This window comes from Pedobacter panaciterrae (genome assembly GCF_013204795.1).
Taxonomy (GTDB): domain Bacteria; phylum Bacteroidota; class Bacteroidia; order Sphingobacteriales; family Sphingobacteriaceae; genus Pedobacter; species Pedobacter panaciterrae.
Genome location: NZ_JABMKW010000020.1, coordinates 1661878 through 1679508, shown reverse-complemented (window position 1 = coordinate 1679508; position 17631 = coordinate 1661878). Strand labels below are relative to the sequence as shown.

Here is a 17631-nt window from a genome sequence, read left to right as displayed (position 1 = left end):
ATTATAGTGGGAAAACCAGATTTTGATGCAGTAGTGGTGGGTTCAGGGCCAAACGGTTTAGCAGCTGCCATAGCATTACAACAGGAAGGCCTGTCGGTACTGATTATTGAGGGAAAGAATGAGATTGGTGGCGGATTAAGGTCTGCCGAATTTACCTTACCTGGCTTTGTGCATGATGTTTGTTCTGCTATTCATCCGCTTGCAATTGGCTCGCCATTTTTTAATACACTTCCGCTTCAGGATTATGGATTGTTTTATACATTTCCAGATCTTGCTGCTGCTCATCCATTTGATGACGGTACGGCGGCTGTCCTGGGAAGTTCTATAGAAGAAACTGCAAGATTGCTTGGCGACGATGAACAAGCCTATCTTAAATTATTAAAGCCGCTTGTTAAAGACTGGCCAGATATAGCAGTCGATGTTCTTGGTCCTTTGCATTTTCCTAAACACCCCATTGCTATGGCTAAATTTGGATTAAATGCACTTACATCGGCAACTTTCTTAGCTAAAAGATTTAAAACTAAAGCCGCAAGAGGATTATGGGCCGGAATGGCAGCACACTCTATTCAACCGCTGTCTAACTTAACAACATCGGCAATAGGGTTAGTATTAATGGCTGCAGCACATCTAAAAGGATGGCCTATTCCCGTGGGTGGATCAAAAGAAATTGCAAATGCATTGTCATCTTATTTTATTGCGTTAGGAGGTAAAATTGAAACGGGACGTTATATAAAATCTTTAGATGAATTGCCTTCTTCCCGAACGGTATTATTTGATGTAACACCAAAGCAATTGTTGCAAATAGCTGGTCATAAGTTTTCTTCCATTTATAAATGGCAATTGGAAAGATATCGCTACGGAATGGGCGTTTTTAAAGTTGATTGGGCATTGGATGAAGCCATTCCCTTTACTGCAAAAGAAGCACGTCGCGCTGGAACGGTACATATTGGCAATACGCTGGAAGAAATTACCTTATCTGAAAAGCTTAGCTGGCAGGGTAAACATGCCGACAAACCTTTTGTATTACTTGCACAGCAAAGTTTATATGATACATCGAGGGCTCCGGAAGGAAAGCATACGGCATGGGCTTATTGTCATGTGCCAAATGGATCGGTAACAGATATGACTGAAACTATTGAAAAACAAATAGAGCGCTTTGCTCCCGGTTTCAGAGATAGGATATTGGCAAAGCACACCATGAATACCGCACAGGTGGAGGCTTACAATCCAAATTATATAGGAGGAGATATTAACGGTGGTGTAATTGACCTTGGACAGATTTTTACAAGACCAGCTTTACGCAGTTCACCTTATCGAACTTCTGCAAAGGGTCTATATCTGTGTTCCTCATCAACTCCTCCGGGAGGGGGAGTACATGGAATGTGTGGTTATCACGCCGCAAAACGCGCCTTAAAAGACGTTTTCTCTATCACAATTTAAAACAAAACAAACACAATACACAAATCAAACTAAATTCAAATGTCAGAAACTAAAAAACTAAACATTCATGAAGATTGGGTAGTAGTTATCCTTGGAGCATTAACAATCATTTTAACGCTTTCAGGACTGCTATTGCCCGTTCCAGTATTTAACTGGTCCAGCATAGCTGATCTCACCTCATCAGTACTTACAGCATCCAACCTTGGGTATATTGGATTGCAATTTATACTGGTAATCATCATAGCTGCATTGGGTTCTTTTTTAACAGGGAAATCTGTTAAAAGCGCAGTGCTAACCTTTCCATCTGTTTACGTTTTAACCATGATAGCGCTTGTGCTTGCAGGCAATAGCCAGGTTAAAGCATTGAATTTGGAAGCAGTAATTTTTAGTCTGGCTATTGGTTTGGCAATCAGTAACTTTTTTAAGTTACCAGAATGGTTTAAATCAGCTTTATCTACCGAGCTGTTTGTTAAAATAGGGTTGGTGTTGTTAGGTACAAGTGTAATCTTTTCTGATGTATTAAAGGCGGGCTCTCTGGGCCTAATCCAAGCCTTGGTTGTAGTGCTTTCTGTATGGTACTTTGCATTTTGGCTGTGTAAAAAAATGAAGATAGATGATGAGTTAACCATGATGATTTCCAGTGCAGTTTCTATTTGTGGTGTATCAGCAGCAATAGCTACATCAGGGGCCATTAAAGGCGATTCAAAAAAACTATCCTATGTGATATCCATGGTACTTATTACGGCAATACCTATGATGATCTTTATGCCTTATATTGCGGCCTACTTTCATTTTCCGCAAGCAGTTACAGGCGCATGGTTAGGCGGTAGTATAGATACAACTGGGGCAGTAGTCGCGTCAGGTTCTTTGGTAGGAGAGGAAGCGTTAAAAATCAGTACCATTGTTAAATTTTCTCAAAATGTATTGTTAGGTATTGCAGCATTTGCGATTTCAGTATACTGGACATACACACAACATCCTGCCGGAAAAGATAAAGAAAGTAAACCAACGCTTAAAGTGATTTGGGAGCGTTTCCCTAAATTTGTAATCGGCTTTATTGCGGCCTCATTATTATTTTCTTTCTTCATTACTCCAGAAGTAAATGCCGAAGTTAAAGGTAGCTTAAAGAACTTACAGGGACTTTGGTTTGTACTTGCCTTTACCAGTATCGGATTAGAAACCAATTTTGCGGACCTGTTTGGTAAGAACAGTAAGAAACCTTTCTATGCCTTTTTAATTGCACAAGGCTTCAATATTATCATCACTTTAATCATAGCATTTATACTTTTTAGGTAGTAGAAAAAGATATTGTACTGAGGGTGCATCATAATTTTATGATACACCCTCAGTAATAACTAAATGTTTTGATCCTGCATATTCAGACGGGGTCATTCCAAACTGTTTAACAAAACATCTTCCAAATTGCGCTTGCGAGCTAAACCCCGTCATAGAAGCAATTTTTAATATTTTGTAGTTTCCTTCAACTAACAATTCTGCTGCTTTTTTAAGCCTTGTTATATTAATCAGTTCATGTGGCGAAAGATTAGAGATCGCCTTTATCTTTCTGTATAATGTTGGTCTGCTCATGTTCATTGCATCTGCCAGCAGATCTACATCTAGTGATTTATTATCAATGTTTTTATTTATAATTTCATTTAGCTTTTCAAGAAATGCTTCATCGGCTTTATTGTATGCCATGCTTTTAATGTGCACCAAAGGAGAGCTGGCAAAGTAATTCTTAATCTTATCACGACTGGCAAGCAGATTTGAAATCTGGGTAAGCAAATGATCCGGAGAAAATGGTTTTTCCAGGTAAGCATCAGCACCAACTTCCAGACCTTCAATTTTAGACTGCAACGTGTTTTTTGCTGTTAACAGGATAATCGGAATATGCGTGTATTCCAGATTGTCTTTAACGGCCTTACACAATTCATAACCATCCATTACAGGCATCATAATGTCGCTGATAATTAAATGAATACTTTTTTGTTTTAAAACATCCAAAGCTTCCTCTCCGTTACCGGTCTGGATTACCTGAAAATCTTTAATCAATTTATCTGTTATAAATTCCCTGATCTCAATGTTGTCTTCAACCAGTAAAATAACAGGAGATTCTATGTTTTTATTTTCTTGTGTAACCTCCCTAACTACTGGTAATTCATCTGGCAGGTCGTCATTTATTTTAAATTCTCTTTCATGATGCTTAGGTAAAACAAGAGAGAATACATTCCAAATGCCATCATTAGTCCTAAGTTGCAATGTTCCCTCATGTAGTTCTGCCAATGAACGGGCTAAGGGTAAACCTATTCCTGTACCTCTTTGATTTTTATTGCTTTCCATTCTATAAAATGGCTCAAAGATTTTTTTATGCATGTTAAACGGAATAAGATCCCCATCGCTTTTTACTTCGATATCAAAATTATTCGGATCTGAATTTAAAGTAATAGCAATCTGTTCAGAGGCATATTTAACCGCATTGTCAATCAAATTACTTAGTATCTTATTTAAAGCTTCGGGGTCTGCGTATGCATAAAGTGGTTTCTCTGGTGAATTAACAGTTAACCTAAGCTCCTTTTGTTCCATCGCTGATTTATACCTTAAGCAATTTTCTTCCAGTAACTTGCTCACGTTAATGTTTACAAAGTTGAGGTTAAACCCTTTAATTTCAGTTTTTCTAAAGTCCAGCAACTGATCTGTTAACTCAATTAACCGATTGGTATTCTTCTTCATGATCACCAGGTTATCCGTAATAGCAGGTATCTCTTCGGTCTTTTTCATTACCTCCTCTAGTGGTCCTTTAATTAAAGTTAGCGGAGTACGAATCTCATGGGTAACATAAGTGAAAAACTCAATCTTAGCATGATACAGTTCTTTCTCTTTTTTCGATTCCCACAATTCAATTTTGCGCTTATTTTTGTTGCTGATGCGTTGATGATAATAACGGATAGCATAGTATATAGCCACTGCAATTACTAAGGCATAAAATAAAAAGGCAAGCGGACTGGCCCATATCGGTGGCTTTATAATGATCTTTAGCTCAGTGATTTTGTTGCTCCACATACCACTGCTGTTTGCTGCCTTTAACTTGAATACGTATGTGCCAGGAAATAAGTTTGTAAAATATACCTTCCTGTTGGTTTTTAAATAAGTCCAACTTTTATCCAATCCTTCCATTTTAAAGGTATATTCAGTCATTTCCGGCGCTGTATACCCCAAAGCGGCAAAGTCTATACTAAAAGTCGATTGGTCATGGGCCAGCTCAATCTCGTCTGTAAAGTTAATGGAGCGGCTTAAAGGAGAATTCTTCTTATTAATTTCTATCTCTTTATTATAAACCTGAAAACCGGTGATGTAAACCGGTGAGACAAATTTATTCTGTCTGAACTGATCGGGAAAGTAACTAATCAACCCTTTTACGCTGCCAAAATACATCCTTCCATTAGCATCTTTAAATGCGGAGCTATAATTGAATTGATCACTAAGAAGCCCATTCGCCTTAGTGTATGATTTAATTCGATTGGTAGCAGGGTTAAAGCATACCAGGCCTCTCGAGGTACTTATCCATAGATTACCATTCCTGTCTTCGAGAATTTTATAGAATACGTTACTCAGAAAGCCGCTTTTGCTGTTATACCTCCTAAAGTTTCGTTCCTTCTCATTAAACTGATTTAAACCATTTTCTGTGGCCACCCACAAACCTCCGTTTGCATCTTCAAATGTGCTGTTTATGGCATTGGAACTTAAACTTTTTCTATTATTTTCTTCGTATTTGTAATAGCCGGATGTTCTATTGGTCGGATTATAAAAATAAAGTCCATCTCGTAAAGAACTTGCCCAAATAGTACCATGGCTATCTTCAATCAGATTTGAATAATGCAGGTTCCCGGGCACTTCGTTTAGCAAGGTGAAGTCGTTGCCCGCTCTATTGTAGCGGTACAAGCCAAATGATGTACCCACCAGAATTTCGCCCGACCGGGTTTTAAGCAGACTTTCAATAAAATTGCTTTTCAATTCATTTGGGGCTTGTCCGGCACGATAATGTCTGATCACTTTCGACGTTTTTATATCCATTACATCCAGTCCACGCTCAAAAGTTCCAATCCATAGCTCATCATCCACAACAAGTAACCCGTGAATGTTTGTATGTGATATACTTGTTTTATCTCCGGTAGGCTTAAAATGCTCAAAAACACCTGTTTTATGGTTCAATTTATTTAGCCCGCCATCTTCGGTACCAATCCAGATATTACCCTCTTTGTCGTTACAAATCTCTCTAACCGCGTAGCCGCTTATACTGTTGCCTCCGCCCTGGGGGAAGAATTTGTCGAACGAAGTATATTGATTAGGGTAGTAGTTTACCCCTCCAAAATATGTTCCTGCCCATATTCCTCCTTCCTTATCCCGGGCTAATGTATATACCGCGTTGTCAGAAATTGAATATGGATCGTTAAACTTATTCCGCAGGTTACTGTATTTACCTGTTTTTATGTTGTAAATGAACAGACCAGATTCTGTAGCTATCCAGTATTCAGTGTTATCTTTAGTAATAAAATCCCTTGCATAGATGGGTGTTTGATCTGGGTTTGCAACTAAAATATCTTTGTAAGTGAGGGTGTTGAGGTCAAATGTTTTAATACCCTGGTTCGATGTCCCAATAAAAAAGAATCCTTTTCCCGTATCATGCAGTTTTTCTATCCAGGACGAAATCGTTGGCTTAGAATTAATAAATACATTATAATTTTCAAACGTATTTTTTTTGTCGTTGTATTTCTGAATAAACCCATCCGTTGTTGAAACCCAAACCTCATCATTTGCAGTAATAGTTAAAGATGTAGCTCCTGAGTGTACCCTTTGTTCAAATGTGTTTAGCTTTTTAGATTTCTCGTTATATCTGCAAAGCGTTAAACCTGCTATATACCAGATGTTACCTTTACGATCTAGCTTAATATCCCTTATATCTCTGTTTTTCGTAGATTCAACAAGATCAAAACTTTCATTTAATGGATTGTATTTGTATAGCCCGATCAGTGTGCCAACCCAAATGTTCTCATTCTTATCTTCGTAAAGGCTGTGTATAAAGTTATTGCCTATGCTTTTAGGATTGTCGGGGTCATTCCTGAAAATTTTAAAGGTATAACCGTCAAATCTGTTCAGACCATCTTTAGTTCCAAACCATAAAAATCCTTTTCTGTCCTGCAAACTGCAGATTACAGAATTATAAGATAAGCCGTTTTCAACCTGATAATGTCTGAAGGTATATGACTGTGCGAATGTTGAAACGACCACACCAATGAGTATGGATAATATCAATAAAAACTTGTTCAATGCTATTTTATATTGGTTATTATAAAGATAGGTCGAAAACCCCCAAAAAGGAACATGAATTCCTTATTTCTGCCATTATGCGAGGAATTGAGACAAATTGAACAACGTTTGATCAGTAAGATCAAATGTTAATTCCTCAATTAGCATAACAATTCACGCCGTTACGGAATGAGTTGAACCAACCAAATATAAATTGTAAATGAGCATGAAAAAAAAATTACACTTTAGCAAAGAGTTAAAGCTCTGCTTTATTCTTAGTTCATTATTTATCCTCTGTTGCCAGGCAGTATTTGCCCAGAGCAACATAACTGGAACCGTATCAGATAAATCGGGACCATTAATAGGAGTTGGGGTGCAGGTCAAGGGAACATCTGCATCTACCACAACAAGTCAGAATGGTGCTTATACCATTTCAGTGCCTAATGCCGGAAATGCAGTTCTTGTGTTTTCTTATATCGGTTACACTACTCAGGAGGTTGCAGTTAACGGCCGATCAACCGTTAATGTATCCCTAGTTGAATCAGCTTCCGATTTAAGTGAAGTAGTAGTAGTAGGTTACGGAACGCAGAAAAAGAAGGACCTCACAGGTGCTATCTCTATTGTAAAGGCATCAGATGTTCAGAAAAGACAAGGAACTACTGTTGCAGAATCATTACAGGGTTTAGCTACCGGTATCAGAGTAAGGGGCGGTGGACAACCCGGTTCGGAAGCCCAGATCCAGATCAGAGGATTAAAGAACTTTGGGGCTAACAATCCGCTGTATGTAATTGATGGTTTGGTTACCAGTGCCAACCGCGACTTTAATCCGGCCGATATTGAATCCATACAAATTCTTAAAGATGCATCTGCAGCAGCCATCTACGGGTCGAGAGCAGCGAATGGCGTAATTATCATTACTACCAAAAGAGGTCTTGATGGTCCTATGAAAATAGAATTTTCAGGAAAAAGTAGCTTGCAAACTATTCCCAGGTATGATCTTGCCGAAACAGAAGAGTTTTCGAGATTAAATTTTATGGCTTATGATAATGCCAAAATAAACCGCCAACAGCTGGATCTAAATACAAATACAGATTGGCAGGATGTAGCATTTAGAACAGGAAATGTACAGGATTATAACCTAAGTTTCTCTGGTGGAAGTAAGGATGCTACCTATTTTGTTTCAGGTGGTTATTTTGGAAACAAAGGTACGGTAATCAGTACTGATTTTGATCGACTTAGTTTTAGAGTTAATACAAAAGGGACCAAAGGCATATTTACCATTGGTGAAAATCTGGCAATAAGCAGTTCCAAAAACAACGAGATGTCGGGTAACCCAATACTTGATGTTGTTCGTATGTTGCCTACTATACCAGTTTATGATGCCGGCCATCCGGGAGGGTATGGTTACGGAGACGAAGCCAAAGCCAGAACATTTGGAACTAATCCGCTTGCTATAGCGAACCTTGAAGATCGTATAAATCAAAATTTAAGAATCAGAGGTAATTTATTCGCTGAATTGCAATTACTTAAGCCATTAAAGTTCAGAACTAGTCTTGGTTACGAAACCAGCAGAGATCATTATACTTATTTGAAAAAGGATGGATTCTGGACACTTAATCAAGCTTATGACCCTGCAATACTAAATGAGAATAGAGGAGAGTCATCCACAGTCCTTATAGAAAACACACTTACTTTCAATAAAGAATTTGGCAAACATTCATTAACAGTTATCGGTGGACAGTCTTATCAAAAAGATAATTATGCTTTAATGTGGGGAACTAAGCGTAATATCTTACAGAACTCTACCACAGGTCACTATTATGATGTTTTAGATCAGGGAAATGAAGCACAAACTGGCGGTTACAGGAATCGCGCAGATCTCATTTCTTACTTCGGCAGGTTAGAATACAATTATGCCGATAAGTATTTACTAAATGCAGTTATCAGAACTGATGGTGTTTCCAGATTTGGGCCTGATTATAAATTTGGTAGCTTCCCATCTGTGTCGGGTGCATGGCGTATCAGTAAGGAAGATTTTTTCAAGTCTTCCTGGATTGATGATCTGAAAATAAGAGCTAACTATGGAACTTTAGGAAGCAGTGATATTGGTGCATATGAATATATGGCCTTTGTTAATACCTTCTCTACAATTCCAATGGGGCCAAACCAAAATCTTCAGTCAGGTTCAACTCAGGTACAGCTTGCAAACAGGGATTTGCACTGGGAAGAAGTAACTCAGCAAAATTATGGTATTGATGCTGCTTTTCTTCACAACAAACTTTCAATCAGTGCTGAATACTTTATTTCAAAAACAGATGGAGTATTAATCCGCTACCCATTGCTTATTTCTACTGGTAATGATGGAGGAAATCCTTTTGTAAACGGTGGTATATTAGGTAACAGAGGGTTTGAGTTTACTGCATCATATGTCGAAAACTCAAGTGAATTTAAATACAATGTTACTGCAAACTTAACCACGTTAAATAATAAAGTACTGGGTTTGGGCTATAACAAGAACAAAACTTTTGTCGGCAATACGGTTACCGAAGTTGGTCAGCCAATTGGTATGTGGTATGTACTGCAAACAGATGGTCTGTTCCAGAACGCAAACGAAGTCGCTAGTTATAAAAATGCAAATGGTAAAGTTATTCAGCCTTCTGCTCAGCCTGGTGATATTCGTTATAAGGATAACGATGGTGACGGTGAAATCACAAATAAAGATAAAGTAGTTGTAGGGAGTCCATGGGCCGATTATGAGTTGGGTTTAAACATCGGGGCCGCATATAAAGGGTTTGAATTTTCTATGGACTGGTTTGGTTCTTTTGGCTCAAAAGTGTTTAACGGACCAAGAAGTGTAATGGATAACTTCTCAGACAATTCTAACTATCGCGCCGGTGTTCAACCATGGACTCCTGAAAATCCTAACACAAGTGTACCTCGCGCTTTTTATAGCAGTACCATCAATGCCAGGGGCGATACCGATCGTTGGTTGGAAAATGGAAGTTTCGCACGTATGAAATACATTGGTATCTCTTATAATATCCCAAATACACTATTAAAAAGAATAGGATTTAATAATGCTAAGGTGATTCTCTCCGGACAAAATCTGATCACTATCACTAAGTATACAGGACTGGATCCTGAATTTAGTAACGGAAGTGTTTTTGAAAAAGGATTTGACTTTGGTGCATTTCCTAACTTAAGAACAGTATCTATTGGTTTAAACTTCGGATTTTAATATTAGAAACATGAAAAAGATAATTTCAAAAATATTAGTGCTTAGTGCACTCGTCCTGATGTTCTCCTGTAAAAAGTCATTGTTAGATCAGGACAACCCAAATACATTAACAGTTGACCAGTTCTGGAAAACTGAAAGCGATGCCCAAAAGGGTGTAAATGCAGCATATGCCATGTTTTACCAAAATGGTGGGTGGAACAGGTGGATTTATTTCAGACTGGATTTAACTTCTGATGAAGGATGGAGCAACAGTCCCTGGACTGAGCTGGGCGATTGGACCCGTTTCCAGTATATCAATTACAATTTCTGGGAAGGAAATGTGAATACTTACAGAGATACCTACAAGGCAATTTTCAGGTGTAATCAGGTATTAACCTATGTGCCGGAAATTCCTTTTGCTGACGCGAAAAGGAAAGCTGAAATACTTGCGCAGGCTAAGTTCCTGAGAGGTTTTTATTACTATTACGCCGCTATATTGTGGGAGAACTTTCCTATTGTAACCACCATTCAAACACCAACAGATTTACCTGAACAAAGCTCTTTAGCTCAGGTTTGGGCACAGGTAGAAAAAGACCTTACAGAGGCAAGCGCTGACCTGCCTGAACAATGGACCGGAGGTGAGATTGGTCGTGCTACAAAAGGCGCGGCACAAGCATTACTGGGTAAAGCACTGATGCAACAACATAAATGGGCCGATGCTAAAACCGCTTTTGACTATCTTGTAACTGGTGCAGGAAAAAATTATTATGATCTTGTTGATTATAAAGATAACTTCAGAGCAGAAAACGAAAATAACAAGGAGTCTGTATTTGAAATTCAATTTTCTGATGTCAATAAATCTGCAGAAGGTGACGGGCCAAGTGCAAATGTGGGTAGTAATCGTGCTCAATTTTTTGCACCTAGAAGTATAGGGTGGTCAGATGGACAAGCCAGATTCTGGTTGGTTAATGAGTTTAAAAAAGAGAAAACTACTGATAATAAAATTGATCCAAGGTTAAGATATACCTTATTCTACCCTGGTCTTGAAGCTGATTTTGGCGATAAGACTTATGGCAGAAGCTGGGAGTGGGGTGCTGATGAAGCCTGGTTCAAAAAATACTCACGTGACTATATGCGCAGTAATGAAGATTATTTTAATCAGGTTAACAACAGGGTAATTCGCTTTGCCGATGTTTTACTGATGTATGCAGAAGCATTAAATGAGCTTGGGCAAACTGCGGATGCTTATCAATACGTAAACCGTGTACGTACCAGGGTAAACATGGCTGGCCTGGCTACTGCATATCCTGCAATTGGTAACAATAAAGACCTCTTCAGAGAGCGATTGAAAGTAGAGCGAAGCTTAGAACTTTGTGGTGAAAGTGTTAGATGGGCCGATTTAAAAAGATGGGGTGACCTTGACAACAAAGCGAACGTAGATAAAGTTGCATTACGCGACCCCGACTTTAAGAATTTCGTTGTAGGAAAACACATCAGATTGCCATTGCCACAGGTCGAAGTAGACAATAACACTAACCTTTCACAGAACCCTAATTATTAATTCAGAAACTATGTTTTTAAGAAGTGTAACCATTATTCTGCTATTGCAAGCCGTAGTTGGTTGTAGCAAGAGCCAGAAAAAGTCTGAACCTGATAAAGACAAGCCTGCGCCTGCTATAACCACTTTCACAAATCCCCTGCTCAGCAGCGGACCAGATCCATGGGTTATCAGAAAGGATGGGTATTATTATTACATGAATACCCAGGGAACTCAGGTTGCTATACGTAAAACAAAAGCCCTTTCACAGTTAAGCAGGGCTGAAGTTACCGTGGCTTATAAAGCACCTGCATCAGGTGCAGATTCAAAGAATATATGGGCACCCGAACTACATTTTCTGAACAACAAATGGTACATCTATTATACTGCCGGATCGTCTGGAGATTTATCTACCCAGCGCATGTTTGTGCTGGAAAACAGTAATGTCGATCCTACAAAAGGTAGCTGGGTTGTAAAAGGACAGATAAAGGATAACAATGCTGATTTCTTTGCCATAGATGCTACGGTGTACTCCAGCAATGGTAAAAATTACATTATCTGGAGCGGACATATTTCAGCAACTGATAATACACAGCGATTATATATTGCCCAGTTAGCCGATGAACCATGGAAAATGGCTACACCAAGAGCAGAGATTTCTACTCCAACATACGACTGGGAAAAGATAGGTTTACCTCATGTAAATGAAGGGCCCGAAATCCTAACCAACAAGAATGGAAGAACCTTTCTGATCTTTTCGGCCAGTGGTTGCTGGACAGATGATTATTCTTTGGGTATGATTAGTTTAAAAGAGAACGGCGATCCACTGAAGCCGGCAGATTGGACCAAAACAGATAAACCGGTGTTTACTAAGAAACCGGAAAGCGGAGCTTATGGTCCAGGCCATAACAGCTTTTTTAAATCACCAGACGGAACGGAAGATTGGATTCTTTATCATGCTAATCCCAGAGCGGGGTTAGCATGTTCTAACGACCGTAGCCCACGGATGCAGAAGTTTACCTGGAATGCCGATGGAACACCAAATTTTGGTGAACCTGTAAAGATCGATACGCCAATCCTAAAACCTTCAGGTGAATGAGAGTCGTTATCCAAATCTGTACTATAGTACAATTCTGCGCACTGCTGTCTTTTGGCTGCGGTAAAAAGAACGAAACGGTTAGTGTTCCACAAAAACCATCCGTTAAAAGCCATATCGAATGGGATTATAATACCTTAAAAAAGGTCTCCTCATCTGCCGCAGGCGAAAGGTATTGCGGATATGCCAGGATGATTCAATTGCACGATCAATCGCTCTTAGCCATATATGAGGCCGATGGAAATATTGTTAGTGTCAAAAGTGCCGATCTGGGAGCGACCTGGTCGGCACCTGTTTCAGTTGCACAACGCGCCAATGGCACAAATATGTCTGTACCAGATATATTGGAATTAAAGGATCATTCCTTACTGGCTTGTTATAACCCAAGACCGTACGACATTTCTCCTTCCAGAAAATTTGGTATCCGCACCAAGAAAAGCTATGATGGCGGACTCACATGGAAAGACGAGAAACTGCTTTATGAGGCAGGGTATGAATTTAAAAATGGATGTTGGGAGCCATCAGCAGTGCAATTGCCCAATGGGGAAATTCAATTGTACTTTGCTAATGAGGGAGACTACCTAAATTCCGATGAGCAGAATATCTCCATGCTACGTTCCAGCGATAACGGACAAACATGGACTGAAAAACCTCAAATTGTAAGTTTCAGAGCAGGGAAACGAGATGGTATGCCGGTGCCTCTATTGCTTAGCAATGGAAAAGAGATCGCTTTTGCTATAGAAGACAATGGCTTTGACGCATTTAAACCTTACATCATCAGAAATACTTTAAAAGACAATTGGGCAAGCACTGTAGATGCTGGCAGCGCAAACCGAAGCTACGCCCTGGCAGATAAAATTGCCGATAATATCTATGCAGGCGCACCTTATTTAAGGCAATTGAAAACCGGCGAAACCATACTTTCTTATCAAGGTACCGAAGGGCGTATCAATAAAATGGAATTTGCAGATATGAAGGTGGTTATCGGAGATGATGAGGCACGTAATTTCAATAGAAAATCTACGCCATTCATTATCCCGGCAAACAAGTCGTGCTTGTGGAGTAGTGTAGCTATTTTAAACGACAACACCATTGTTGCGGTAACCAGCACAAATGCCTATTCTAACCATTCCGAAATCTGGATGATAAAAGGACGTTTGGTGCAAGATCCTATAGCACTTGCCGATCCTACCATATTCCTGGATAACGACAAGTATTACTTGTATGGCACTAGTAGTGATAAGGGCTTTGAAGTATATGAGTCGTCAGATTTAAAGAACTGGAAAGGCCCTGTAGGTAAAAGCAACGGTTTCGCCCTTGTAAAAGGAGAATCTTTTGGGAGTAAAGGCTTTTGGGCACCACAGGTTTTTAAACACAAAAATGCCTATTACATGGCTTACACCGCTGATGAACAGATTGCAATAGCGAAAAGCGATAGTCCACTAGGGCCCTTCAAGCAAGAGCAGATAAAGTCGCTGTCTGGTATTGGCAAACAGATTGATCCCTTTGTGTACTTCGATACCGACGGTAAAACCTATATGTACCATGTAAAGCTTAAAGAAGGCAACAGGATTTTTGTTTCAGAGATGAAACCTGATCTTTCTGATGTATTGCAGGAAACCACCAAAGAGTGTATTAGCGGAGTGCTTCCATGGGAAAACACTGAGAAAACAGATTGGCCGGTTACCGAAGGGCCAACAGTAATAAAACATAAGAATTTGTATTACCTGATCTATTCTGCAAATGATTTTCGCAATAAGGATTACGCAGTAGGTTATGCCACTTCAACTTCGCCTATGGGGCCATGGAAAAAATATGCAGGCAGTCCGATCATAAGCAGAGAGAAACTAAAGCAAAATGGAACGGGGCATGGCGATTTGTTTACCGATAAAGCCGGAAATTACAAATATGTAATGCATACTCATCATTCTGCTACAAAAGTATCACCACGGTCAACCGGAATTATAGATGTAAAGTTTGCTAAAGGCGATGAAGCTGATGTGCTGCAAGCCGATGAATCGACATTTAAACTTCTTTTTACTGGTGCCGAAACCAAATAAAAACACCACATTTAATAAACATACAGAATGAACAAATCACTAAATTATAACTAGAACCTTTTAAAATGAGAAATCTAAAAACCTATTATCTAGCACTATGTTTGCTTGGGCTCGCGTTTCAGTCGTGCGTACAAAAACCAGCAGATCAAACTTCACAAACAGAACAAAAGCCAAGAGAAATATGGACTGTAGAACAGGCCAATAAATGGTATGAGCAATGGGGCTGGTTAAGAGGTAGCGACTTTATACCAAGTACTGCAATCAATCAATTAGAAATGTGGCAAAAGGAAACTTTTGACCCGACAACTATTGATAAGGAACTGGGTTATGCTGAAGGAATTGGCATGAACTCAATGCGCGTTTACCTGCATCATGCTGCCTGGCAACAAGATAAAGATGGCTTTAAAGGAAGGGTAAAACAATATTTAGATATCGCCGATAAGCACCACATTTCTACCTTGTTTGTGCTATTTGATGATTGCTGGAATCCGACTTTTAAAACCGGAAAACAACCGGAACCAAAAATTGGTATTCACAATTCCGGCTGGGTAAGAGACCCGGGAGATCTGTATTATCAGGACTCTACGCTTGTAGATACGCTTGAAACTTATGTTAAAGATGTACTAACAACGTTTAAAGACGACAAACGCATTGTACTTTGGGATCTTTACAACGAACCTGGAAATTCAAACTACGGCAACAAAAGCATGGATCTGCTTAAAAAAGTATTTGAATGGGGCCGTACAGTTAACCCTAGTCAGCCGCTTTCTGTAGGGGTATGGAAATTAGATTTGAAAGAACTTTCAGATTATCAGATTCAGAATTCTGATGTAACCACTTATCATAATTATGGCGATGTAAAGGATCACCAAAAATGGATTGATACCCTTAGAAGTGTTTCTAAACGCCCGCTTATCTGTACAGAATATATGGCAAGATCAAGAAACAGCTTATTCAGCAACATCATGCCTATCCTTAAAAAAGAAAATATTGGTGCTTACAACTGGGGCTTAGTGGCAGGAAAAACCAATACTATTTACGCATGGGATAGCCCAATGCCTGATGGAAAAGAACCTAAACTATGGTTTCATGATATTTTCAGAAAAGACGGTAGCCCGTATAAAAAAGCAGAAGTTGATTCTATAAAAATGCTTACCGGAAAGCAGTAAGCGTTTATTAAAATTCAGTTACCTAGGCCGTTGTTGTTTACGACGGTCTTGGTTCTTTAATACGGTCGTCATCTCCACGATAGGAGAGATCTCTTGATTACGCCAATTTGCTTTGTAGCTATTTAAAGGTCAGAGATCTCTCCTATCGTGGAGATGACGACCTTTAAGCTACCTCTTATTGGGCTTAATCAAGGCAGATTAAGGACTGGGAGCAGATTGCTTCGGAAAACATGCATCTTTTCCCGAACCAGTCCCGAACCAGCGTTAACGCAGGCCATACCAAGCTTCATAGAAGCCACATAGTTGATCATAAAATAAATGCACTTAAAAAGCATAAAATGTTGTAAGTTCATTGATGAAAATCAACATGTTTTGTGAATGGTTCCATTTGATATAGATAGTCAAACTTTAAACGATCTCGAGATATTTGAAAGTGCCGCTAGTGAAAAGTGCATTTTCTCTTTTTTCGACTTCAGCTCAACCATAGGAGGGAAAGAGAAGTTAAGGAGCCTTTTTAATCATCCTCAAACTGATATTCAGATAATTGAAGAGAGAAAAAATCTTATCCAATATCTGTTGAAGTATAATAAAACTATAGCCTTCGATAAGGAATCGCTTGATTTTATTGAGTTTTACTTACGTCAAAATGATAAGCCCAACCAGCCGGCTGCTATAGATATTATAGGGGTTACCTCCAGATTTTTCTTTAAGAACAATCAGCAACAGTATTTAAGACAACGCGGGGCTCAGGAAGTATTAAAGCTGATCCATTTGTTGTATGACTTTTGCAGCGAATTAATTATTGAGAACGCTCCTGAACTACTAAAATCACTCCACAATAAAGTTCATGGAATGATAGAGAGGCAAGCACACATTAAGCGCCATAATCAAATAAGACCTCACACTTTTAAACTCTTTGATTTAGAGAAATACGATTTTATAATCAGAAATTCAGAGGTCACAGAAATTAAGGAACTTCTGGGAATTTGTTATTCGTTAGATGCCTATTTATCAGTTGCAAAATCTGCAAGAACTTACGGCTTGTCATTTCCTGTATTCAATTCTTCAGAGGAGAGATCAATTGTAATTAAAGGGGTATTTCATTTATTTGTGAAGCACCCAATACCCAATAACATCGATTTCAGTACGGATAAAAATGTTTGTTTTATTACGGGAGTGAATATGGCAGGGAAATCGACCTTGCTAAAATCTATTGCAGTATCCATATATCTAGCCCATTTGGGCTTTCCTGTTCCTGCAGAAAGTATGGAGACCAGCATTTTTGATGGCCTCATTACTACGATCAATCTTTCAGATAATTTGAATCAGGGATATAGCCATTTTTATAACGAGGTGTTAAGGGTAAAGCAAGTTGCACAAAAAGTAACCACATCTAAGAATATGGTGGTTATATTTGATGAGCTGTTTAGAGGAACGAATGTAAAAGATGCCTACGATGCTTCACTTTCAATCATAACAGCATTTAGCCAGATCAGAGGGAGCTTTTTTGTTATTTCAACACATATTGTTGAAGTGGCTAAAGAGCTAAATGATAACAGTAATATTAATTTCCGCTTTTTGGAAACCAGGATAATAGATGGGAAACCCATGTTTACTCATGAGCTGAAAGGGGGTATAACTGATGAACGCATGGGCATGTGGATAATTGAAAATGAGGGGATAATGGAAATATTGAACAATATGACACATTGTAACAAATAAATGCCCACCAGATTTAAGTATTTATGGTAATTTTGCAAAAGGAATAACTCGGTGAGTTTAAACAAACGCACCGCTAAATATAAAAT

9 protein-coding genes are annotated in these 17631 nt (G+C 38.9%); 8 read left to right on the top strand and 1 reads right to left on the bottom strand.

What is annotated here, in order from left to right:
* Nucleotides 1-6: 6 nt before the first annotated feature.
* A complete protein-coding gene (locus HQN86_RS26160; protein WP_172663776.1) occupies nt 7-1440 on the top strand; it encodes a phytoene desaturase family protein in 1434 nt (477 codons plus the stop codon).
* 39 nt (nt 1441-1479) lie between these two features.
* A complete protein-coding gene (locus HQN86_RS26155) occupies nt 1480-2736 on the top strand; it encodes a YeiH family protein (protein ID WP_048904555.1) in 1257 nt (418 codons plus the stop codon).
* A gap of 36 nt (nt 2737-2772) precedes the next feature.
* On the opposite strand, the gene HQN86_RS26150 is transcribed toward HQN86_RS26155, so the two are convergent.
* Nucleotides 2773-6765 carry a hybrid sensor histidine kinase/response regulator gene (locus HQN86_RS26150; RefSeq protein ID WP_172663775.1) on the bottom strand — a complete coding sequence of 1331 codons (3993 nt, stop codon included), beginning with the start codon at nt 6763-6765 and terminating at the stop codon, nt 2773-2775.
* A 205-nt stretch (nt 6766-6970) separates the two neighbouring features.
* Between HQN86_RS26150 and HQN86_RS26145 the strand changes: the two genes are divergently transcribed.
* The 6 genes from HQN86_RS26145 (at nt 6971) to HQN86_RS26120 (ending at nt 17545) form a co-directional block, all read left to right on the top strand.
* The gene (locus HQN86_RS26145) at nt 6971-9982 is read left to right on the top strand and encodes a SusC/RagA family TonB-linked outer membrane protein (RefSeq protein WP_172663774.1); all 3012 of its coding nucleotides are present in this window, start codon (nt 6971-6973) and stop codon (nt 9980-9982) included.
* Between the two features lie 10 nt (nt 9983-9992).
* Nucleotides 9993-11522 carry a RagB/SusD family nutrient uptake outer membrane protein gene (locus HQN86_RS26140; protein ID WP_172663773.1) on the top strand — a complete coding sequence of 510 codons (1530 nt, stop codon included), beginning with the start codon at nt 9993-9995 and terminating at the stop codon, nt 11520-11522.
* A 10-nt stretch (nt 11523-11532) separates the two neighbouring features.
* Nucleotides 11533-12597: a glycoside hydrolase family 43 protein gene (locus HQN86_RS26135; RefSeq protein ID WP_172663772.1), complete on the top strand. Its 1065-nt coding sequence runs from the start codon at nt 11533-11535 to the stop codon at nt 12595-12597.
* The gene (locus tag HQN86_RS26935) at nt 12594-14654 is read left to right on the top strand and encodes a family 43 glycosylhydrolase (protein ID WP_246269742.1); all 2061 of its coding nucleotides are present in this window, start codon (nt 12594-12596) and stop codon (nt 14652-14654) included. Before HQN86_RS26135 ends, HQN86_RS26935 begins: the two co-directional genes overlap by 4 nt.
* A 65-nt stretch (nt 14655-14719) precedes the next feature.
* Nucleotides 14720-15823, top strand: a complete 1104-nt coding sequence (locus HQN86_RS26125) for a cellulase family glycosylhydrolase (RefSeq protein WP_172663771.1) — start codon at nt 14720-14722, stop codon at nt 15821-15823.
* A gap of 378 nt (nt 15824-16201) precedes the next feature.
* Nucleotides 16202-17545: a MutS-related protein gene (locus tag HQN86_RS26120; protein WP_172663770.1), complete on the top strand. Its 1344-nt coding sequence runs from the start codon at nt 16202-16204 to the stop codon at nt 17543-17545.
* The last annotated feature ends 86 nt before the right edge of the window (nt 17546-17631 follow it).